This is a genomic window from Pseudoalteromonas phenolica (assembly GCF_005886345.1).
Lineage (GTDB): Bacteria > Pseudomonadota > Gammaproteobacteria > Enterobacterales > Alteromonadaceae > Pseudoalteromonas > Pseudoalteromonas phenolica_A.
Genome location: NZ_PNEC01000004.1, coordinates 118,414 through 142,042, shown reverse-complemented (window position 1 = coordinate 142,042; position 23,629 = coordinate 118,414). Strand labels below are relative to the sequence as shown.

General features: G+C 40.7%; 17 protein-coding genes. 8 read left to right on the top strand and 9 right to left on the bottom strand.

All coding sequences use genetic code 11. From position 1 onward, the window contains the following. Positions 1 to 11: 11 nt before the first annotated feature. The 4 genes from gltX to proB form a co-directional block, all read right to left on the bottom strand. Complete coding sequence (gltX, locus tag CWB72_RS02755; RefSeq protein ID WP_138629090.1) at positions 12 to 1,496, bottom strand: glutamate--tRNA ligase; 1,485 nt, start codon at positions 1,494 to 1,496, stop codon at positions 12 to 14. Positions 1,497 to 1,592: 96 nt separating this feature from the next. Next, complete coding sequence (locus tag CWB72_RS02750) at positions 1,593 to 1,958, bottom strand: glutaredoxin family protein (RefSeq protein ID WP_138629088.1); 366 nt, start codon at positions 1,956 to 1,958, stop codon at positions 1,593 to 1,595. 42 nt (positions 1,959 to 2,000) lie between these two features. Beyond that, positions 2,001 to 3,005, bottom strand: a complete 1,005-nt coding sequence (locus CWB72_RS02745) for a GGDEF domain-containing protein (protein ID WP_138629086.1) — start codon at positions 3,003 to 3,005, stop codon at positions 2,001 to 2,003. A 61-nt stretch (positions 3,006 to 3,066) separates the two neighbouring features. Then, positions 3,067 to 4,167 carry a glutamate 5-kinase gene (gene proB, locus CWB72_RS02740; RefSeq protein WP_138629084.1) on the bottom strand — a complete coding sequence of 367 codons (1,101 nt, stop codon included), beginning with the start codon at positions 4,165 to 4,167 and terminating at the stop codon, positions 3,067 to 3,069. A 471-nt stretch (positions 4,168 to 4,638) separates the two neighbouring features. Between proB and CWB72_RS02735 the strand changes: the two genes are divergently transcribed. Further along, positions 4,639 to 4,857, top strand: coding sequence for a hypothetical protein (locus tag CWB72_RS02735; RefSeq protein ID WP_130255866.1), 219 nt, complete (start codon positions 4,639 to 4,641; stop codon positions 4,855 to 4,857). Positions 4,858 to 4,886: 29 nt separating this feature from the next. Here the strand turns inward: CWB72_RS02735 and CWB72_RS02730 are convergent, their stop codons facing one another. Further along, positions 4,887 to 5,387 (bottom strand): DUF1543 domain-containing protein, encoded by a 501-nt coding sequence (locus CWB72_RS02730; protein ID WP_138629082.1) that lies wholly within the window; start codon positions 5,385 to 5,387, stop codon positions 4,887 to 4,889. 175 nt (positions 5,388 to 5,562) lie between these two features. Here CWB72_RS02730 and CWB72_RS02725 point away from each other — a divergent pair, with 175 nt between their 5' ends. After that, complete coding sequence (locus tag CWB72_RS02725) at positions 5,563 to 7,206, top strand: amidohydrolase (RefSeq protein ID WP_138629080.1); 1,644 nt, start codon at positions 5,563 to 5,565, stop codon at positions 7,204 to 7,206. Positions 7,207 to 7,287: 81 nt separating this feature from the next. On the opposite strand, the gene CWB72_RS02720 is transcribed toward CWB72_RS02725, so the two are convergent. Next, positions 7,288 to 7,509: a YgjV family protein gene (locus tag CWB72_RS02720; RefSeq protein WP_130255869.1), complete on the bottom strand. Its 222-nt coding sequence runs from the start codon at positions 7,507 to 7,509 to the stop codon at positions 7,288 to 7,290. 174 nt (positions 7,510 to 7,683) lie between these two features. On the opposite strand from CWB72_RS02720, the gene CWB72_RS02715 reads away from it, so the two are divergent. Both CWB72_RS02715 and CWB72_RS02710 read left to right on the top strand, forming a co-directional pair. Next, the gene (locus CWB72_RS02715; protein WP_130255870.1) at positions 7,684 to 8,337 is read left to right on the top strand and encodes a Crp/Fnr family transcriptional regulator; all 654 of its coding nucleotides are present in this window, start codon (positions 7,684 to 7,686) and stop codon (positions 8,335 to 8,337) included. 270 nt (positions 8,338 to 8,607) lie between these two features. Then, positions 8,608 to 10,680, top strand: a complete 2,073-nt coding sequence (locus CWB72_RS02710; RefSeq protein ID WP_138629078.1) for a hypothetical protein — start codon at positions 8,608 to 8,610, stop codon at positions 10,678 to 10,680. A gap of 137 nt (positions 10,681 to 10,817) precedes the next feature. Here CWB72_RS02710 and CWB72_RS02705 read toward each other — a convergent pair whose 3' ends face one another. Beyond that, positions 10,818 to 11,297, bottom strand: a complete 480-nt coding sequence (locus CWB72_RS02705) for a winged helix-turn-helix transcriptional regulator (protein WP_138629076.1) — start codon at positions 11,295 to 11,297, stop codon at positions 10,818 to 10,820. A gap of 140 nt (positions 11,298 to 11,437) precedes the next feature. On the opposite strand from CWB72_RS02705, the gene putA reads away from it, so the two are divergent. Together putA and CWB72_RS02695 are read left to right on the top strand one after the other, a co-directional pair. Next, entirely contained in the window at positions 11,438 to 15,241 is a 3,804-nt protein-coding gene (putA, locus tag CWB72_RS02700) for a bifunctional proline dehydrogenase/L-glutamate gamma-semialdehyde dehydrogenase PutA (RefSeq protein ID WP_138629074.1), read from the top strand. 313 nt (positions 15,242 to 15,554) lie between these two features. Then, the gene (locus tag CWB72_RS02695; protein ID WP_138629072.1) at positions 15,555 to 16,763 is read left to right on the top strand and encodes an HD-GYP domain-containing protein; all 1,209 of its coding nucleotides are present in this window, start codon (positions 15,555 to 15,557) and stop codon (positions 16,761 to 16,763) included. Between the two features lie 60 nt (positions 16,764 to 16,823). Here CWB72_RS02695 and CWB72_RS02690 read toward each other — a convergent pair whose 3' ends face one another. Continuing rightward, positions 16,824 to 17,897: a general secretion pathway protein GspB gene (locus tag CWB72_RS02690; RefSeq protein ID WP_171037207.1), complete on the bottom strand. Its 1,074-nt coding sequence runs from the start codon at positions 17,895 to 17,897 to the stop codon at positions 16,824 to 16,826. A gap of 11 nt (positions 17,898 to 17,908) precedes the next feature. Then, positions 17,909 to 18,829, bottom strand: coding sequence for an ExeA family protein (locus tag CWB72_RS02685; RefSeq protein WP_138629068.1), 921 nt, complete (start codon positions 18,827 to 18,829; stop codon positions 17,909 to 17,911). A gap of 98 nt (positions 18,830 to 18,927) precedes the next feature. Between CWB72_RS02685 and CWB72_RS02680 the strand changes: the two genes are divergently transcribed. Next, positions 18,928 to 20,043 (top strand): tRNA nucleotidyltransferase, encoded by a 1,116-nt coding sequence (locus CWB72_RS02680; protein ID WP_138629067.1) that lies wholly within the window; start codon positions 18,928 to 18,930, stop codon positions 20,041 to 20,043. 447 nt (positions 20,044 to 20,490) lie between these two features. Next, a complete protein-coding gene (locus CWB72_RS02675) occupies positions 20,491 to 23,403 on the top strand; it encodes a TonB-dependent receptor domain-containing protein (RefSeq protein WP_138629146.1) in 2,913 nt (970 codons plus the stop codon). Positions 23,404 to 23,629: the final 226 nt, after the last annotated feature.

The following is a 23,629-nucleotide window of genomic DNA, read 5'->3' as shown; positions in this document are numbered from 1 at the left end:
AATATATTAGCCTACGCTTTTGGGTAGTCGCGATAAGCTTTTTCTAACTTCTTAGCTTGCTTCTTAGATACACCAATGTGCTCAAGTGCCACACGTAAACGTGCACGAGATAGGTCTGAACCTAAGATCTCCATTGCATCTACAACCGACGTTGAAGACGTTTTACCTGTGATAGCAACAAAGATTGGCTCTAAGAAATCTTTTATCTTCAATTCGTGGTGCGTTGCTACTGCTTTTGCAATTGCGAAGATCTCATCTTTTGTCCAGCTACGTAGCGTTTCTAATTCCCAAATAAAGAATTGAAGTGCCTGACGTACAACTTCTTCATCAGCTTTACCCGCAGTTAATAACGCAGGATCATATTCTGGAATGCCACCCACAAAGTGACCTGCTAGGTCAACTAAGTCTGACAGCTTGTTAATACGCGTTTTAGCTTGAGGTAAAATGCGAGATAATGTATCGCCGTTAAACTTCCAATCAACAAAGCGCTGAATCAGTTCTTCATCTGATAAGCTTTCGCGGATCCAAAGGCCGTTTAACCAGTTTAGTTTGTCGATATCGAAAATTGGACCACCAAGCGATACACGCTTCATGTCAAAGTGTTCGATCATTTCAGCCAATGTGAACTTTTCACGTTCATCAGGCATTGACCAGCCCATGCGACCTAAATAGTTAAGCAATGCTTCTGGTAAGAAACCCATTTCTTTATAGTAGTTAATCGACGTCGGATTCTTACGCTTTGACAGCTTAGATTTGTCTGGGTTACGAAGTAGTGGTAGGTGACCTAGCACTGGCGCTTCCCAACCAAAATCTTCATATAGCTTTAATAGCTTAGGTGCTGAGTTAATCCACTCTTCACCACGGAAAATGTGACTGATCTGCATGTGATGATCGTCAACAACGTTCGCTAAGAAATAGGTTGGGAAACCATCGGCTTTAAGTAGCACTTGCATGTCTACATTTTCCCACGGGATCTCAATCTCGCCACGCAAGTAGTCGTTGAACTTAAAGCTACCTTCAGCCGGGATCTTCATACGGATAACGTAAGGTTTACCTGCTTCAAGGTTTGCTTTGATCTCGTCATCGCTTAATAACAGACCGCGACCGTCGTACTTAGGACGAAGGCCCTCAGCCATTTGCTGTTCACGCATTTCGTCAAGCTCTTCGGCTGTTGCGAAACAATAAAACGCTTTACCATCATCAACAAGCTGCTGCGCAAATTGCTTGTATAAATCGCTACGCTCCGACTGACGGTATGGACCAAACTCACCGCCCACATCCGGTCCATGATCCCAGTTAAGACCTAACCAACGTAGGCTATCCGAGATAGCTTGTTCGGATTCTGGCGTGCTACGTACTTGGTCAGTATCTTCAATACGAAGAACAAATTCACCGCCTTGTTGTTTAGCAAAACAGTAATTGAAAAGGGCAATATAAGCTGTGCCTAAGTGCGGATCACCGGTTGGTGATGGAGCTACACGAGTACGGATAGTCATGTGGTTTCTCTTAATTGATTAGACAATAAAATAATGGCGGGTATGCTAGCACACCCGCCATTATTCGACAAAAAGTTACCTAGTATTTTGAGTTTTTTAAGCTGCTTTATCTAAGCCTTGTAAAAACGAAACTATGTCACTTGATTCATACATCCAAGTGACTTTACCTTGCTCTTCGATACGTAAACATGGCACTTTAACTTTCCCGCCTTGCTCAGATAGCTCTTGACGATAAGTTGCATTATTCTTTGCATCACGAGTTTCAACTTTTAAACCTTCGCGTTTAATGGCACGGCGTACTTTTACGCAGAAAGGACAAGCTTCAAATTGATAAAGCTTAAAGTTCTCAGTTTTTGCATCAAGCTGTTGCTGTGCTTGTGCTTCACGTTTTTTACTTCTAGGCGTGAAAATAAAGTTTAAAAGAAGAATGATACGGCCTAAACACCAACGAACGAATTTCATAATTACTCCAACGCTTAAAAACCTAACGGAGTGTATCATAAATTAAAACAATTCGATATCGCAGTCACTTATGACGTGTGGCTCTATGTTAAGCTGCTGATAATTGGTCACTTGATTTCGACCATTATCCTTTGAAAAATACAGTGCTTTGTCAGCATTATCTACTAATTCAGATAACTGAAAATCTGCACTGACCTGAATAAAACCAACGCTCATAGTGACATGATTGACTTGAGGGAATCGAGTATTAGCTACTAACTCCCTAGCTCTATCTAACAACTTCCAAGCTAGTTCTGCACTCTCAGTTGAAAAAAGAATAGCGAACTCTTCGCCACCATAACGGAAAAGTAAATCATCAAAGCGAAAATGAGATTTGAGTAATTGTGAAACCAACACAATCACTTCATCTCCAATTACATGCCCAAAATTGTCATTCACTTTTTTAAAGTGATCGATATCCAACATAGCCAAAAACCAGCGACTTTCCGACCTAACTTTTTTAGTTTGAAGATAGCTTTCACTCTGAATAATACCGGTGAGCTGTTGTTCAAAACTTTGTCGATTAAGTAATTGGGATAAAGGGTCTACAGCACTGCTGTGCAAAAGTTTTAATTGCAAAAAGTATACTTCAAGCAAATGAAGTATCAGCCCTTCCTCGTTGTCTGATAAGGCTATGGAATCTGTATTATTTACTTTATTGACAACGATTAACCCACCAAGTGGTTGAATGTCAGTTTTTGCGAAAAAAAAGACTCTAGAAGGATGCTTCAATAGCTTGATATGCTCTGGCAGCTCTTGGAGAGCGCTTTTAAATAGATTTAATGATGTGTTACTTTCTTCTAATTGCAGAACTCCAGATGCATGGACAGTAAACTCGAACTCAATTTGGGCTTTTACATGGCAACATTTTTTACTAAAAAAATAAGCATCAAATCTATCGCAAAGTAGATCTTGCAGAATCGATTTGAAGCATTGCTTTAAGTGCACTTCTTTTTTCTGAGAAACGAGTTGTTTAACTAATCCATATCCACAGTTTGATATTTGCATGTAAATATTTAATTAAGTGTTTTTATGAGTGTAGATTGCCTTAGTCGAAACACCAAAAAAATTATAAAATCACTAAATCATCCCTATGGATCACAACATTAGACAGTGCAAAACCCAATTGCTCTGCAATATCTTGACTGTGCAGCCCTTTAATCTTCTCAAGCTCTTGGCTATCGAACGCACTTAACCCTTTTGCGAACACCTTGCCATGGTCATCGCTTATAGAGACTAAATCGCCTCGCGTAAAATCACCTTTTATTGAGGTAATTCCCCTAGCTAATAAACTTGCCCCTTGGCACGTTAATGCCTCTACCGCCCCTAAATCACAAATAATCGTACCGGTGGATTTTGGACCACTGAGTAGCCATTTTTTGCGGCCCTCAAGTGGAGCATCGAACTTTAATACTCGTGTGCTTGGCGCTTCGCCATTTAGCACATCGACTAAGATATTCGTCTCCGAGCCTTTTGCAATAATGGTCTCAATACCTGCACGCTGCGCAATTTGCGCGGCTTGTAACTTTGTCGCCATACCACCAGTACCGAGTGAGGTACCAGAGTCACCTGCTAAAGATTTTACGTTATCGTCAATTTCACTGATTTGTGTGATCAACTCGGCATCTGGGTTAGAGCGCGGATCTGCGGTAAATAACCCAACTTGGTCGGTGAGTAAAATAAGCTTGTCGGCATTGGCTAATATCGCCACCAACGCTGATAAATTATCGTTATCTCCGACTTTTATTTCTGCCGTTGCCACTGCATCATTTTCATTAAAAATAGGAATAACATCATGCTTTAAAATCTGCGTTAAGGTATCTTTCGCGGTCAGGTATCGTTCTCTGTGTTCAACATCGGCGCGCGTTAATAGCATTTGCGCAACGGACACATCATATAGAGCAAACAGCGATTGCCACTGATGAATAAGTTGGCCTTGACCAATTGCAGCGAGCATTTGCTTTTCACTGACTGAGTTACCTATGGGTGTGGGAAGTTGACCGCGCCCAGCGGCAACGGCACCGCTCGATACCATAACCACTTTATAGCCGTTTTCTCTTAGCTCAATACACTGCCGCACAATATCAACCATTCTTGGTTTATTTAGGTGCAACTTGCCTGCTGTTAACACACTTGTTCCCAGCTTTACCACAACCAACTTTTTGTTCATAACTCCCCCAATGAATACCTCTTTGGTTATATCAGAGCCAGTTTTTTGCACAAGTTAAATTTATTCATTTCAGAGTCAATGCTAATATGTGCACAGCTTAAATACCGCAGGTAATTATCGCTTTTTATTTAACCTGAGCTTTGGTTAAGAGATTTACTAACGCATTGATATTGCAATGATAAGTGATTTTTTAAATCTGCAGCCGGAGACTTTTAGCGATAACACCGCTCACGCGTCCTGCTATCGCCAAGATACCTACATCCATATAGGCAAGGCGTATTTGCGCGTCAATAGCTGGTCTATTGCAAGTAAATTCAACGCAGTTAACGTTGAAAGTAACCGCTGGAGATAGATTTATTATCCAGAGCTCAGGTTATTTAATCTTTATGTTTAAGATCAAAGCGGCTTTTTTAATTACTTGCACAATAGCCAAATAGCGCAAAGCAATAGAATAGAAATTAAAGAGTAGATATGAAGAAACATTCAAAGAAAAAAGAACTAATAATGCTGCCACTGCTTTTTATCAGCATTTTGCTTTGTGTTGGCGGTCATTTTATTTTGCAACCCAACTATCAAGATAGCCACATCATTGAATACAGTTTAGCGGCACTGCCCTTTGTGATGTTTGCGGTTGTTATCATAGCCATCAAAATGGCCTTTAAAGCTGAAGAAAAAGAGCAAGACGACTAACTTGGAATCGCTTGCTCGTATTTCGATATTTATAAAACGTGATAGCCAAACCAGTCAGGCACGAGCTGTTGGGTTTGCTCGCTTGGGGTAAGATGAATATTGTAACCCGTATCGAATAAATCGACCGCAAAACAATCATCCACATCATACACGTCATCTTTATGTCGGTGCGACATACCCTGCAATAACTTAGATTTCGCTTTTTGCTTTGCCTCTTCAGGGTTTAATGCCACACACAACATAAACTCATGTTGCTCGGCTAAACTATCTGCTCGATACGCGCCCATATTCACAAAGAATAACTTTTCTCTTTGTAATGACGGCGTTTCATTGAGTGTAATTTCATAGCCATCGACATATTTTACAGCCACATAACTGTCCATATGCACTTTGCTTTTGTCACCAACCCACTGTGCTTTTAATTTATCAAAACACGCTTCTATATTTTCACCTATCACAAAGCGTATATCGTGCATTTCAATATGACAGCCCGCTATTCGGCCTCCCAAATAAACCATAAATAGATGCATTACGTTCCTTAAAAAATGGAGCTTAAAAACTATGTATATAGATATAGTGACAAGAGAAACCACTCACCGCAATAATGACGCAAGACTTTAATACGCTTGATATAAAGAACACGATGGAATTAAATATTCTTTGATATTACTCAAAAACTGAAATCAACAGATAAGAAGAAAGATAATGATAAAACCTCTCACGCTCATCATCGGTATGTGCTTCAGTGCAATAAGCGCAGCACATACAACCTTAATTCATAACGTCAACGGCTACACGCCGACACTTGATGGCAAAATCGAACGCTTTTCTACCCTCGTTTTTAAAGATGGCAAAGTCGTTAAATATGGTGACAAAGATACAATCAAGCAGTTTCCTCAAGCTGAGGCTATTGATGGAGAAGGCAAAACCTTACTACCAGGCTTGATTGATGCTCATGGTCATATTATTGGTCTAGGTAATAACCTGCAAAGGCTAGATTTACGGGGCGTTCTTTCTGCAGAAGCGGCTGGTAAAAAGCTGCAAGCTTATGCTAAGAACAATCCAGATAAGTGGTTAGTCGGCCGAGGCTGGGATCAAACTTTATGGGAAAACAAAGCCTTTCCAACCGCAGCCGATTTAGACAAATTCGTAAGCGACAGACCGGTTGTGCTCACTCGCGTTGATGGCCACGCTATTTGGGTGAACAGTAAAGCCATGCAACTAGCTGGCATTACCCAAGCTACGCAATCTCCAGATGGCGGTGAAATAATTCAAGTGACAGGCAAGCCCTCAGGTATTTTCATCGATAAAGCAGAAAACTTAGTTTTAAAACATATTCCAAAACAATCGATTGAACAAAAGCAGCGCGCACTATTTGCAGCATCAAAGCATCTACTTAGTTTAGGTATTACCTCTGCACACGATGCGGGCATTGACTATGATACTTGGCGCTTGTATCAAGATTTAGCAGAGCAAAACAAACTGCCATTTCGTATTTATGCAATGCTTTCGGCGAGCAGCCCAAAACTTGATAACATGCTAGATGCGGGTGTCATCAAAAAGCAAAATGATTTTTTAAGTATTCGCAGCGTAAAAATTTACGCTGATGGCGCTTTAGGTAGTCGCGGTGCTGCACTCATCAAAGATTATAAAGACAGAAAAAATCACAAAGGCCTTATGCTTGAAAATAAACCTGCACTCGAAGCCTTAATGAGCAAAACCTTTAAACATGGTTATAGTGCGCACACCCATGCCATTGGTGACAGAGCAAACCGCATTGTACTAGACAGTTATGAGAGCCGGTTTAAAACCGTAGGTGGCAAGTTACTACGTAACCGTATTGAACACGCGCAAATTGTACATCCTGATGACATTCCTCGCTTTAAACAGCTCGATATTATTCCATCGATGCAACCGGTGCATGCCACCTCTGATATGTATATGGCAGAAAAGCGTCTTAGCGACGAGCAATTACAAGGTGCTTATGCATGGCAAACTTTTCTAAAGCAAGGTAGCAAAGTGGCGTCTGGCTCAGACTTCCCAGTTGAACTTGCAAACCCGTTCGACGGACTTTATTCAGCTGTAACGCGGATGTCGAAGCAACAAACACCTGAAAATGGCTGGCGCAATAATGAAAAACTATCGCGAGAGCAAGCATTAACCTCGTTCACGCTGGATGCTGCTTATGCTGCATTTCAAGAATATAAGCTTGGGAGTTTAGAAAAAGGCAAATGGGCAGACTTTATTTTAATCGACAGAGATTATTTTACAGTGCCTGAAAATGAAATATTCAAGATTGGCGTAGAGCAGACTTGGATAGCAGGTGAAAAACGTTTTGAGAAGAAGTAATTAGCTTGGTATTTTAATAATTTTACTAATGGCCTTAGCATACTTAGCTGATGTTAAGGCTACTCTGTATTACAACAGGGGTTATTGCTTATTCTCTCTAAAAAGCTTAATTAGATGGTAAATATTCACTATCGCTAATAAAGCATTGGTAAACGCCACAGGCCAGGCTTGGATCATCACACCGTAAATAGTGAAGCAAATACACCCCGTTAAATTTAACCAACGTAATTTAGTTACGTTGGTCATCATTAAAGATAAAACTAAAAAAACCGACGCCAAATACCCTAAATATTCCCAACTCATCGTTCACTCCAACAAATTTCTTTCTTAATCAAAAAGTGCCACATCAAATTTTATTGAAATGCCTCGGCTGCAAAAATTAAGGTAAAAATTCAATAACCACTTAGCATAAGGCATAAGTCATGCTATCTTCGCAACATGTGATTAACTAGGACAATTGTCCTAAGAGCCTTTTAGATGTTCCAATACCACTTTTCTGCCAATCTCGTTGAACAATTACTGCAATTTGCGGGGAATACTTTTGTACACACAAAGAAAGATATACTGATTCACCAAGATGAACCATTAAGCAAATTAATTCTGGTCAGAAGCGGTACAGTCTCTTTTAGTTACGATGTAGGTAATGGTAGACGATTATTACTCGGTCAGCTTGACTGTAATAACACCTTAATTGGGGAAATTGAAGCGCTCAACAATCACCCTTGCACATATACAGTTACCTGTTTAAATGAAGTACAGTACAACCTCATTGAGCTCAAACATTGGCGACAATTATTACTCGACCAACCAGAGCTTAGCTTATATACCGCACAAACCATCGCAGCCAAGTTCATTGAAAACCAAAAAGTGAACTTAGATAAGCTATTACTTCCGCTTAGCTACAACATTGCTAAAGACTGCTTAATGCGCGCAGAAAACAGCAACCCAACCCTTTTGAGGGCTTACAGTACAGTAAACGCCGAAGCAGAACGTTTTGCAACCACAGAGCGCGCTTATCGCCGTGTTGTAACAGAGTTAGTAGATAAAGGTCTCATTGTAAGAACCAATGAAGGTCTTAAACCTGTTGATATAGACGCATTAGGTGATTTTGTCGAAAGTTTTGCATGTTAATAACTCATACAAACAGCCCTCTAGATGTTAAATAATAGTTACTTAACCAATGTCCAAATACCTATAAAAAGGACTGATTTTAATCAAAAAATTGCGTAACTTAATTTGTATATGAACTTTTAATAAAGTATCATTTATTGGCTTGACGAATAAATATTGACCTATTATTCTCTAGTTACTAATTTGCATTGCGGGGCAAGGCGTTCTTATATCTGCATTATAATTAGTTCACTCTCAGTTTACTTGAATATAAAGGAAAAGGTAAAAATCATGGGAAACAAAAAGTTTAATTTAACCAAACTTGCCCTAGCAATGGGTGTTACACTAGGCCTTTCGGGCTGTTTCAGCGATAACGACAACAACATTGATATCAAGCCACCAGTGCCAGAGCCACCTGTTACTGAAAAAGTAGGTAAAATTCCTGAAGGTACAGCAGCTGAAAAGCAAGCTGGCTTCTTCACAATTGCTGTAAAAAATGTCGCTGGTGAAAACCTAGGTACAGCTGAAGTACCTGTTACTGTTCGAATCACAAAAAATGGTGACAACGTAGTATCGACCAAAGGTGAAGCGCTTACTGCGGAGCAATTACAAATTACATCTGGCCTTGGTATTTTCGCTGCTTCTTTAAGTGAAGTGTCGGCTGAAGGCACAGATATTACTGTAAATTTCACAGCTGATGGATACTTCAATAACAGTGCTGTTGTTTCTCTTTCAACTGATAACACAGAAGTCGCTACGACCGTTATTTTAACACCTCGTGGAGAAGTTGAAGGTGTTGCTATCGCAGCTGAAGAAATCGAGTTAGATGAAACAGTTACTTTCGCCGACGACGGTACTATTGAAACTGCAGACGGCAACCCAATTGTGCTTGCAAAAACTGTTACTAAAGAAGATGCAACAGAAAAAGATGACAAAGGCGGTGTGTCTGTAAGTATCCCAAGCGGTTCTAAAATGCTAACAAAGAATGCTGAGGGTGAACTTGTTCCTCTAGCTGGTAAGCCTAAGTTAGCTGTCGCTTACTTTAACAATGAAGCTAGCTCTACTGCTGCTGCTAATGCTGATGATGCACCTGCTTCAGATCAAACAAGAACTACTTCTGCACTAGACTTCTTCCCAGGTGGTTTAGACTTAGCTGTTCCTGTTCCTGCTTCTAATGAAGACGGCGCTGAAGAAACTGCTCAAGCTGGTGCGTTCACGACCGCAGGTTTCGTTGCTATCGAACTTACTGACGAAGAAGGTAACAAAGTTAAAGAGTTTGGTTCTACTGGTGAAGGTGAAGATGCTAAAAAGAATAGTATCGAAGTAAAAATGCAAGTAGACGTAAATACAGCTAACTCATGCCCAATGAATTACACTGGAGAACTTGCACAAGAAACTGTAGCTGCTTTCGCGAAAGACTCAGCAAAAGCAACTGATGGTGCATACTTCCGTAAGGGTGCTTGTATATCGTCAGATGGCACTGCGATTCCAGGTCGTACAATTAAAGCTGGTGACATTGTTCCTGTATGGAGTTATGACGCTGATGTAGCGGAGTGGTCTTTCGAAAGCTACGGTGTAGCTCAAGTAAATCCTGATGACGCTTCTGTGTTTGATGTTGCTGTTCAGGTAACTCACTTATCATACTGGAACCTTGACTTCTTCAACTGGCGTGAGCCTAACCGTGGTCAATGTGGCACAAATGGTCAAGTCAACTTCGACATCAAATACGCTGGTGGTACTGTTGATAACGTAACTGCTTTTGATTTACTTGTTGAGTCTCAGTCTGGTGGTTATCGTAAATATAAGCGTGGATACGAGTTCCCGTTCTATAACAAAGCGACAATTGCAAACCCACCTTCATTTTCTGTATTTATGCAGTTAATCAACGACGGTGCGAATGTGGTTGATGGTATTGAAGGTGAAACAACTGACAATGTTGTTGATGGCACTGCAAGTAGACTTAAGTTAGACGACGTTTGTGCTTTAGATGGCAAAACAGTTGTTCTTACACTTGATACACCGCCAGCTCGTGTAGATTTACCTGTTAAAACTCAGATTGTATGTTCTAACACAGATGAGTTTGATGTAGCACCTGAACCTGTTGCAACTTCTACATGGCTATATGTTTTAGACGCAAATAATAACTTTGTAACATATGCTTACACAGATAACAGCGGTTCAGCCACTATTGACAACCTTAAAGAAGGTACTTACAAACTTTCTGGTTATGACGCGGCTACATTTACATATGTGACTGGTGCTGAGTTCACTGTTGCTGAGGGTTCTGTAACTGAACAAGTACTAGACTTACCTACCACTTGTGATGTTATTGAACGTGAAGTAACTGGTACTGGTGGTTCTTAATTTATAAAGTAAACTGGACTTAAAGCCGTGCAATGCACGGCTTTTTTATTTATCGATTAAGCGAGCAAAAGCTTATAGATATATGAATGTACTACTAGCTTTTAATAGGTTAGGCTCTATAAATCACATAACTTAGCTTAGAGCACTCCAACCCCTAAATCTGGTTTTACATGTTCAATCACCATATAAGTGTGGTTTGTACCTACCCCTGGAATTTCAACGATTTGCCCCAATACTTCACGATAGACAGTCATGTCTGGTACACGGATTTTCACTAAGTAATCAAAGCCCCCTGCAACCATATCGCAACTTACGACATTGGGGATCAGTACAATATGCTGTTTAAAGGTTTCAAATACAGATTCAGTCGAGCTCTTTAAGGTGATCTCAACATGGGCAACCAAATGTTGGCCCAATTTTTCAGGGTTTAATCTAGCACTGTACCCTTCTATATAGCCTTCACTTTCTAGCTTTTTGACTCTGTCTAAACACGGGCTGGGGCTTAAGTTTACTGCCTTAGCGAGGTTTACATTCGAAATTCTGCCGTTTTTGTGTAGAGCGTCTAAAATAGCTAAATCAATGCGATCAAGCACACGTGTTTTAATTGAAGTTGTCATACAGGATTTTATGCTGAATTATTTTGAATTTACCCCGTAAATTACCGTAAACAGCTAAATTAAACCAGCATATCCTGCTGCAATTTATATACAATGCACAAAATTTTTATCACCTTACAAAATTATAGAGGGTTCACATTATGCTATTTAAAGGCGACTTAATAACCCAATGTCCGATCCGTCAAAAGATCCGAGACTTTTATCGCATCGATGAAGAACAAGTCATCGATCAGATTTTGCCTTTAGCAGAAGTTGGTGTTTCTGCTCGAAGCCGTGCTTGGGAGCGCGCGCGTCAAATGGTATTAAACATTCGTCAAGACCAAAAAGGTAAAGGCGGTGTTGATGCGCTATTAGAAGAATATTCTTTATCTTCTGAAGAGGGCGTGGTGTTAATGTGTTTAGCAGAAGCTTTGCTTCGTGTGCCAGACAAAGAAACACAAGACGAACTAATTCGTGACAAGCTAAGTCAAGGTGACTGGAGCGCTCACTTAGGTAACAGTGACTCTCTATTTGTTAACGCATCAAGTTGGGGCTTATTGCTAACAGGCAAGATGGTTGACTACGCAGATAAATCAAAAGAAGAACAGTTTGGTTTGCTAAAGCGTACTATGGGTCGCATTGGCGAGCCAGCTATCCGTAAATCTGTACAATACGCAATGAAGATCATGGGTCAGCAGTTCGTAATGGGCACAACCATTGAAGCAGCCCTAGAACGTGCAAAAGAAAAAGAAGCACAAGGCTATGCTTATTCTTATGACATGCTAGGTGAAGGTGCCCGCACCATGGCCGACGCTGAGCGTTACTTCAACAGCTACATGACAGCAATTCATGTCATTGGTAAAGCAGCTAATGGCCGTGGTCCAATCAAGAGCCCTGGTATTTCTGTAAAGCTTTCTGCGATTCACCCTCGTTATGAATTCACACATCGTGAACGCGTAATGGAAGAGCTAGTTCCTAAACTAAAAGAGCTTGCACTTGCAGCTAAACAATATGACATCAACTTCACTGTGGATGCAGAAGAAGCAGACCGTTTAGATATTTCTTTAGACATCATCGAAGCGGTATTCTCTGATGAAGCATTAGGTGACTGGAATGGGTTCGGTCTTGCAATGCAAGCATATCAAAAGCGTGCTATCTGGGTTGTTGACTGGTTAGAATCGCTATGTCGTCGCGTTGGCCGTAAAATGATGGTTCGTCTTGTTAAAGGCGCTTACTGGGATACTGAAGTAAAACTAACTCAAGCTGATGGCCTTGAAGGCTTCCCAGTATTCACACGTAAAGCGAGCACTGACGTATCTTACAAAGCCTGTGCGATTAAACTAATGAACGCACGTGATGTGATCTTCCCTCAATTCGCAACGCACAACGCTTACTCTGCAGCAACAATCCTTGAGCTAGCAAACGGCGAATACAACAACTTCGAATTCCAGTGTCTACATGGCATGGGTGACTCACTATACAACCAAGTTGTCACCGAAGACAAAGTACAGTGTCGTGTATACGCGCCAGTAGGTCAGCACGAAGACCTACTTGCTTACCTAGTTCGTCGTCTATTAGAAAACGGTGCAAACTCGTCATTCGTTAACGCGATTGTTGATGAGAGTAAGCCGGTTGAAAGCCTATTAGAAGATCCTGTAGAAAAGATTCAGCGCTTACGCAACAAGCGTAATACGCAAATTATCATGCCTATCGATATGTTCGGTGCAGAGCGCAACAACTCTAAAGGTTTAGACTTAACCAACATTAACCACATCACGCCAATGCGTGAAAACTTAAATGCTTGGGTAGAGAAAAACTTAATTACGCACAACGATGTACCTGAAGGTCACGAAGCGGTAATTAACCCTGCAAATCACGATGAAGTACTAGGTTCAATTCGTCACCAAGACGAAGCTGAAATGAAGCAACTAGTAACGAACGCTGAACAAGCATTCGAAGCTTGGTCAAAAGTGCCAATCAACGAGCGCGCAGACATTCTTCGTCGTACGGGTGATATATTAGAAGATCACCGTGATGAGCTAATCGCACTGTGTATTAAAGAAGCTGGTAAAGTTACTCAAGATGGTATCGATGAAGTACGTGAAGCGGTTGATTTCTGTCGTTACTACGCAGCAAAAGCTGAAGAGCTTTCTTTAGACGAGCGTTTCTCTCCACGCGGTGTGATTTTATGTATCAGCCCTTGGAACTTCCCACTAGCGATTTTCTTAGGCCAAGTAGCAGCGGCAATCGTGACTGGTAACACAGTTATTGCTAAACCTGCAGAGCAAACATCACTGGTGGCACTTCGCACTATCGACCTAATGAAGCAAGTGGGTTTACCTGAAAACGTAGTTCAGCCTGTTATCGCACGCGGTAGTAAAGTTGGTCAGGTGATTGTACCTGACGAGCGTATTCAAGCCGTAATGTTCACAGGTTCAACCGAGACAGGTACGCGTATTTCACAAACCCTTGCTGAGCGTGGTGGCGACCAAGTCCCCCTGATTGCTGAAACCGGTGGTCAAAACTGTATGATCGTTGACTCAACGGCGCTGCCTGAGCAAGTTGTTGACGATGTAATCTCTTCAGGTTTCCAATCTGCAGGTCAGCGTTGTTCAGCACTTCGTGTACTATTTGTACAAGAAGAAATTGCAGACAAAGTGATCAGCATGATCAAAGGTGCAATGAAAGAGCTACACGTTGGCGATCCTGCTTACCTTTCAACGGATGTAGGCCCGGTAATCGACCAAAAAGCCCATAGCGCCCTTACTGAACACGTAGAGTACTTAAAAGGCAATGCAACACTGCATTTTGAGTGTCCGCTTCCTGATATGGGTGAAACAGGTCACTTCTTCTTTGCGCCTCGTTTATATGAGATCAAAGACCTATCTGTACTTAAGAAAGAAGTATTCGGCCCATGTGTACACGTGATCCGCTTCAAAGGCACTGAAATCGATAAAGTAATCGACCAAGTGAACGGCACTGGCTTTGGCTTAACAATGGGTATTCACTCACGTATTGAAGAGCGTGCAAACTACCTAGCTAAGCAATCTCGCGCAGGCAACATTTACATCAACCGTAACATGATCGGTGCAGTTGTTGGTGTTCAGCCGTTCGGTGGTCGTGGTCTTTCTGGTACTGGTCCTAAAGCTGGTGGCCCTAACTACTTATCTCGCCTAGTAAAAGAGAATAAGACACCAGATAACCGTCAAGTTACTAACGTACAAGTTGATGCTGAAGAACTTAAAGCTTTCCAAGGTGCACAAGAGCAAGTTAGCCAGCTAATGCAAAACTCAATGCGTGATGAAAAAGCGTGGCGTGCAATGCCGTTAAACAATCGCGTATCTGTGGTACGTCAGTTATTAGCGAAACTTGCTAATGTTGAGATTATGGATCAGCTTGCTGATGACTTATCGCACACTTTAGCTGATGCACGTGAGCAAATTATCCGTGTTGAAAAACGTTTAAGCAAAGTTGTACAACTTCCTGGCCCTACAGGTGAATCAAATACAATTCGTTACGAGCCTCGCGGTTGTGTTGTTTGTTTTGCAGATAAAGACACCTCATTTAACTTCTGGGTAATGTCTATCATTACTTCGCTTGCTGCTGGTAACACCGTGATCACTGTAGTGTCTGACTTATTCCACGAAGAAGCACTTGCTTTTAGAGACAAGTTAATCAGCTGCGGCGTAGCTGAAGGTGTTATGCAGGTTGCTAAGCTTAATCAACTTCCTGCTGTATTGGCTCATGATCACCTTGCAGCAACTGTAGTAGGCAGTGGCTGTGCACGTAAAGGTTACTTCAGCACGCAAATGGCTGCACGTAAAGGCGCTATCCTGCCTGTTATCAGCGCTGAATACTACGATACGCTACTTAACCGTCTAGTAACAGAAAAGACCATCAGTATCGATACAACGGCGTCTGGTGGTAACACATCACTGATGACATTGGTCGAAGACGACGAATAATAATCTTCGTTCACTTTTAAAAAGCCTGTACTTTTAATAAAGGAGTGCAGGCTTTTTTAATTTTCATGGTCTTATACCAATTGCATTAAATTGACGACTCATTTTTGGCATGGTAACCAGTTACCAGAAATTATCAAGTAACGATAAAAAATTATGGTATGCACATGTTCTATAAAAGAAAAACCTTAAAGGAGCTAGTGGGCTATTTAGCTAGCTAGAATGGTCTATTAATTTATAAGATTGCTATTACTCAACTGTTCTTTTAAGCATCTTTTGCTAGGCTAAAATAAACAGCAATAAAAAAGAAAGTACAGTGAAGAGCATAAACATAAAAGAGCTTCAACCTGGTATGTTTGTTGTCAGCGTGTTAGAGCAAACAGGCAGTGTGCAAATCAAGACTCAAGGTTGGGTTAAGTCACAAGCAAGTATCAACAAACTCGCTTCTGCTGGTATTTTAAAAGTTGAGGTCGATCCAGATAAAACTCTCGACTTGAATATCAGCAAGCATAGTATTGCAGCAACAGATACGCCAATGCAAAATGAAGTCCAAGAAGACCTAAATCCTTGGCATAAATCGACCGCAATGAGTGCTGAAATAAATCAAGCCGTGAAGCTTGTAGAGGAAGCCAAGGCACTTCAAGAAAAGGCTTTTGCTGATTTAAAGGCGGGCAACCCTATTGATGTCGAGGCTTTTAAAGAAGTAGCAAATGGCTTTATAGATTCAATATTCCGTAATCAAGATGCATTATCTTGTATTGCAATGATCAAACAAAAAGACGCTTATCTACTCGAGCACTCAGTGAACGTTGCCACACTTATTACTATATTTGCTAAGCATTTGCGTTTGAATAAACATATTATTGAAGAGCTCGCTACCGGCGCCTTGCTCCATGATATTGGTAAAATAAAAGTGGATGATACAGTTCTCAATAAGCAAGGTAAATTAAGTGATAAGGAATTTGAGCAAATGAAGCAACACGCTCAGTTTAGCTTTGATATTGTCAGTGAAGCAGGTTTATCTAAAATTAGCTGTGAAATAGCTGGCTCGCATCATGAGCGTTTAGATGGCTCTGGCTACCCTAACGGTCTCAGTCATAGCGAAATATCTCAATTTGTTAGAATGGCCTCTATTGTCGATGTATTTGATGCATTAACTGCTGAAAGAGTCTATAAAAAAGCACTCCCCCCCATCCAAGCTTTCAAAATTTTACGTGAAAGTAGCCCTCAACACTTTGACGAAAAGTTATTGAATGAGTTTATCAATTGCATTGGTCTCTACCCTGTTGGGTCTTTGGTTAAGTTGAAATCTCAAAGAATAGGCATGGTCACAAGCTCAAACCCAGCACAACCTTTAAAGCCAATTGTTAAAGTATTTTACAGTGCCAAATCAATGTATCACCTCGCTGTCGAAAACATAGATTTAGCAGAGAAACACTGTACTGATGAGCTAGAAGCTGCAATAAAGCCTGAAGAGTTCGGCCTAGATTTAATTAAGTTTTTCAAGCACTCAGTCTTACCCTAATGCAGTCACAAAAAACTCACTTAGGCTCTGTGTAACTCGAATTCCACACGTTCAGTGTCATTATGGCTGCCAATCTTGCATGGCTTTTACAGTAAAGTCATAGCCTTGAAACCTAAACACACTTGACTCCGGAGCAATTTCTAATAACCTCATGCCATTTATTTTATCTCCTTCATATAACTCTACGCCGTTGATCTTTATCCAACGTTTATGCTCTAAAGATGCATATATGTGGGCTTGATACGTCAATTTACCAATCGCTATTTGTGTCCTTGCTGGTAATAACTCTATTGCTAAACGCGTTTGCTCTTCACTAGATTGGGGTTCTTCTATTTCTTGACTCGAAAAATCTTTATTCTCTGTTTCAGCCACGGCTAAATCAAAAGCGGCTTTAAGTCGAGCTGCGGCTTCATCTGCCAGTAACACTTCATTTTCAAGTACTTGATTTTCACTCGTGACATTCAAGTTTTTTTCTACATTTTCTTCTAAAACACTTGTTTGAATATTAGAGCTCTCAGATAAAGGCTTACCTAAAACTCGATATTGACTTAAATCTTCCTGTTGAGCCGGCATTGACGTATTTGATTCAAGTGATTTGCCTAATACACGATATTGACTCAAATCTTCTGTCACTGCACTCATATTCTGATCTTTTGGGATATTTGCACGTGCAGTGGTTTGCCCTGGGTTCACAATAGCAGAAACTGGCACTAACTGTTGCGTGTATACCGGTTTACCTTGCGCATCTAATCCAACTTGTACAGACATCCACTGATATTGCTCTGTCGAGGCAGCAACTTGAGGTATTGAAGCAGTCTGGGCTTGTTCTGAGTTAATCGTTACTTGATTTGAAGGCTGATCAACCACTTTTAGAGATTTTGTATTTTCCTCAATATTTTCTTTCTTAGATGACTCTTTGGGTTCTATTACCGAAGATTGCTGAGACTGGCTTTGTAAATATTTCCCACTATAAAACCCAGCAGTAGCAAATACAGTACTTATTGTAATTGCCGCTAATCCCATAGATAGCTTTTTATAAAAAGCCAGTTGCTTAGTTTGTTGATACGCTAAATGTGCTTGCTCGGTATTATTAGCGGTTTGCGATTGTTTAAATGCGGCATCAATAAAAGACATAATCATACTTCTTAAAAAATAAAGGCGGCGGCAAAACCAAACAGATAACTTGCCAAAATAAACGATAACAATGGAGCAAATTGCTTTAATTTACTTTTTGATTCAGGCTCGGCACTTATATTTGCCATAGGCAGCGCCTCTCTTGCTGCCTGCTCAACTACCGCTTTGTCTATTTGTTTTTTTTGTGCTGAGAATGCCCCTAACAAACATCTGTCAGCTAGCAAATTAATCAACCTTGGGATCCCTTGAGTGCGTTTATAAATATGTGCAACGGCTTCATGGCTAAATAATTCGGTGTCGCATCCTGCAGTTTGTAAACGGTGCTGAATATAAGCAAACACTTGCGACTCGGTTAAGGATAACAAGTGATATCGAGAGGTAATGCGTTGAGCAAGCTGCCTAAGCTCATTTCGTTGCAAAAGCACTTGTAACTCAGGCTGACCAATCAAGGCTATTTGTACTAGCTTTTTATTATCAGTTTCTAAGTTAGTTAATAAGCGTAGTTGCTCAAGGACACTAGGGGATAAATGCTGAGCTTCGTCGATCACTAATAATGTATGACCACCCGATTTATAATTTTCAATAAAGCAAGCTTTTAAAGCATCGGTTAAGCTTTTTAACGTTGCTGATTGCAAATCGTATGTGATATTTAATTCATCACAAATACTGGCCAATAATTCAAGCTCAGACAAAGCAGGGTTTAAAACAAAAGCAACTTCGGTATTCTCTGGCAATGATTTGAGCATTGAACGTGTAATAGTCGTTTTACCTGTGCCTACTTCACCTGTTAAAAGTACAAATCCTCCCGTATCACCCAGTCCATAATTCAAGTGTAACAACGCCTCTTTGTGACGTTCACTCATATATAAATACTCGGGATTAGGTGCAATTGAAAACGGTTTTTCTTTCAACCCAAAATAGCTTAAATACACGATAAAACTCTTTATTGTTATGATAGGCCCTATAATGGCAAAAAAGTGCGCAAGATTAAACCATCAAGCCATGCACATCATTAAAGACCGGATGACAAATGAAAGTTTACTTAGTTGGCGGCGCTGTCCGCGACGCCTTATTAAATTACCCCATCGTTGAACATGACTATGTTGTGGTTGGCAGTACGCCTAAACAAATGCTTGCTTTAGGCTATACACAAGTCGGTAAAGACTTTCCCGTTTTTTTACACCCTGAGAGTAAAGACGAATATGCCCTAGCGCGCAAAGAGCGTAAAAGCGGACAAGGTTATACCGGTTTTATTTGTGATTTTGACCCAACAGTCACTTTAGAAGATGACTTGTATCGTCGCGATTTAACCATCAACGCCATCGCACAGGATGAAAACGGGCAACTTGTAGATCCTTATCATGGCCAAGCAGATATTAAAAGCCGCATACTTAGACATGTTGGCCCCGCTTTTAGTGAAGACCCATTGCGCATATTACGTGTCGCAAGATTTGCAGCTCGATATCATCACTTAGGTTTTATCCTTGCACCTGAAACATTTAAATTGATGAAGGAAATGGTCAGCGCCGGGGAGCTCAAAACTCTCACCAAAGAGCGTATTTGGTTAGAAATTGAGAAGTGCCTAAAAACAGGTACATTCCACTTATTCTTAGATGTGCTCAATGAACTCAATGCGCTGGAAGATACCCTACCTATACTGCCTAGTTGGAACGCGCTTAATAGCCCTTTGACTTCACAAATTAATAATCAAAAAGAAATGAGTAACTCGCTGCATATAACAAGTACTTGGCAAATTTGCCAATTTTGTATCTGCCTTCAAACGTGTAAATTAGATAACTTAAAAGATATTGAGCAAAGTCTGAGGATCCCAAGTATCTTCGCCAATAGTTTGCGAGATTATAAAACCTTACAATTACTACTCAATGCATCATTAAATGCAGAGGGTGTATTACAATTTTTTAATCAAATTGATTTATGGCGCCGACCAGAACGATTCTCTTTACTGCTAGAGATTTTAAAGTACTCGGGAAATAAAACTGATATTGCAAAAATGCTAGAGAACTGTGCCAATGCGGCACAAGCAATTACTGCCCAACAAATCATCGCATTAGGTTATAAAGGCGCTGAGATCAAACTCGGCTTGCAAACTGCTCGAGTTACAGCCATAAGTAAAATACTCGAGTAACATAACACTCAGGTTAATCTCATTTTGAGGTGTTTTTTAACTTACGCCTCAAAAGTTCCCTATAAAATTAATAAAAAAGCTTAAATGCTCATTAAAGAGACAGCACTTTTAACAATTACCACTACAGAGATGTTACATTTGAGAACATTATAAAAGCTAGAAGTTTAATGGAAGTTTGCACACACTAACCAAAAGTTAAATCAAACTCTTCAAGCTGCTACCCAAACAGAAACCTGTCAACTTAACAATACAAAAAACCCAAGCGCAACACACTGAATTTATTATCAAAAAACATCCACCCCCCTTCTAGTAAACACTTTTTACAAAAAGCAAACAAGTAACACAACCAAAGAAAGTACCAAATGTAACAATTAGTTATGCTAAAAACAGCTCTGACCTAAGGCACATGCAATGCATGTGAGATTCAAAGCAAATAAAAAAGGTTATATGTTGAAAAAGTTAAATCTATTAACAGCTGGTATTCATGCCGCCTTGCTTGCAGGCACAGCTGCAAGCTCTGTTGCTGTTGCAAACACAAATACTGAAGAACAAAAAGTTGAACGTATCCAAGTTACTGGTTCTAAAATCAAGCGCTTCAATCTAACCTCACCAACACCAGTGACCGTGATCGGTGGTGTTGAGTTAGAAAACCAAGGTATTACAAACGTAAACGACCTGCTTGAAGAAATGCCGCAAGCGACAGTTGGTCTTTCTCCTGAAACAACGACTAACTACATTTATGCTTCAGGCCTTAATACAACTGACCTTCGTGGTTTAGGTTCAGAGCGTACTTTAGTGCTTGTTAATGGTCGACGTTTTGTACCAGGCTCTGTTGGTGACACAGCTGTTGATTTAAACAACATCCCTACATCAATGATCGAGCGTATCGAAATTGCCACTGGTGGTGCTGCTGCAGTATACGGTGCTGATGCTGTTGCTGGTGTTGTGAACATTATTACTAAAAAATCTATGGACGGCATCGAAGTTGATTTTTCAACGGTTCGTCCTGAGCAAAGTGGTGGTGAGTCTAACTACTTCTCAATCACTGGTGGTATGGAAGAAGACAAACTATCTTTCATTGCTTCTTTAAACTACACAGAAAATGAAAGCTACACTAAGTTAAGCCGTGATTTCTTTGCAAACCCTGTAAACTCCTACGGTAACCCTGAAAACACAGGTGGTGAAGACGGTATTCCAGATCGTGTCATTCTAGGTAAACCAACAGCATTAGCATACTACTCAGAAGGTGGGGATTTCTTCACAAAGCCTGCACCTAAAGGCTTTACTACGGACCATTTTGTAAACCATCACTACACGTTCGATGAGAATGGTAATATCAAAGCATTCGATAATGGCCTAGGCATGGTACCTAACCCTGGTGTTGGTCGTGATGCAAATCGTTATTTCACTGATGCTAATAACATGGGTGATGGCGTGTTCAGTGACGGATACAAGTCTTATTTCCAAACGCCACTTGAGCGAGTAATTGCATCAGCCTACGGTACTTATCAGCTAGATGATGAGCATGCATTAACGTTTGACTTCACTTACTCAAACACAGACGCAACAACTGAAAGCTCACCAGCTTTCTTCCGCCACACCATTCGTCGCGACAACGCATTCATCAAAGATGATATGGCGAAACTAATGGACGACAATGAGCTTACTTCTGTAACGCTTCGTCAAGCAAACGAACACCTTTGGGGTGACCGTATGTACAACCAAGAGCGTGAAGTATTCCGTACTTCTTTTGGCGCTGAAGGTTACTTAACTGATGACTGGGGTTACAGCACATACGTTCAATATGGTCGTATCGAGCAAGATACGCTTTGGACAGGTGAAGTATTAACACAAAACCTTGCGAACGCAATTGATGCCGTAGAGTATAACGGTCAGATCGTATGTGCAGATCGTGATGCGGAAGGCAATGTGGTTGGTGCTATTGAAGGTTGTACACCGTTCAATACTATGGGCGCAACATCTGCAACAGCAGCTCAGCAAGATTACATTGCAACAACCGCAACACGTTTTGCAAAGCATGACCAAGTTGTATTTGCATTAACGGTTGATGGGGCATTATATGAATTGCCTGCAGGCTATGTGGCTGCTGCATTCACAGCGGAGCACCGTCGTGAATCTGCAACGACAAATCCATCTCAAAATATGGAAAAAGGCTTAATTTTCGGTAATTCAAGCCTACCTATGAATGGTGAAATTGAAGTAGATGAGTTATCAGCTGAAATCTCAATCCCTCTTCTAGAAGATGCGTTTTTAGCAACAGACTTAACATTTGAGACTGCGTTCCGTTACATGGACTACTCTGTAACTGGTTCTGACACTGCTTGGAAACTTGCATTAAACTGGGGTGTAACTGAAGAACTTCGTGTTCGTTTAAACCGTTCAAAATCAGTTCGTGCACCAAACCTTGGTGACTTATTCACACCAAATTCAAAAACATTTAGCTCAGGTCGTGCGGATGTATGTCGTGCCGATTCAATTGAAAGCTCTGGTAGCAAGTACAAAGCGAACGTCATCAAAAACTGTCAAGCCGATGGCTTAGCTGAGGGTTGGATGCCTTCTACAGATTGGCTATCAGGTGGTAGTCTACCAGGTTATATTCAAGGTAACCAAAATCTTGAAAATGAAGTATCAAACGACTACACAATTGGTGTGATTTACACGCCTTCATTTGTAGATGGCTTGGACTTCACTATGGACTACTGGTCATTTGAGGTTGATGGTGCGATTGAGTATTTTGGTCGTGACAGTGTTGAATTATGTTATGAATCATCTTCATTAGATAATCCATTCTGTGGTAATTTTGAGCGCGATGAGAAAACAGGCAATATTACTCACTTCTACATGCGTCCAATCAACGCAGCACAAATCACGAAGAAAGGTATGGACTTCGAGTCAGCTTACCGCACCGATGTGTTCAATGGCAGCCTATCAGTTAAGTTAACGGCTACTTATCTAATCGATGACAACCAAAACTCAACTGGACGTGAAGAAGATTTCCGTAATTATGTTGGTGAGACAGCATCTCCTCGTTGGAAAGGCCGATTAAGCACAGTTTATGCTCAAGATGATTCATCATATGTGCTGACTGTAAACTATCGACACGCTACAGTCGAAGACAATGACTGGACTGCTGAAGATAACAACTATAACGACATTCCTTCTTACACAACGTTTGATTTTATGTACAAAACGTACCTAATGGATGAGTTACAGTTACGTGTAGGTGTTAACAACCTATTAGACCGCGAACCACCACGTAACCCATTTGCTTACGATGAAGGTGAATTCTTCGACGTGAAAGGTCGCCGCCTATCAATCGGTGCTAAATACACTTTCTAATCTAATTAGAAGTTAGTATTTCAAAACGCCTCTTCAGAGGCGTTTTTTATTGCCGATAGAAAACGGCTCTCGCACCATGCTATTTCTAGAGTCTGATCATTGTTGCCAGAGCTTATAAGGAAAAAGTTTAATTGAGGCCTCGCCTCTCAAGATATTACTTACTATTTTGTTTTAGACATAAAAAACAGCGCCGAAGCGCTGTCTTGAAGTTCATGTTTATAAGCTT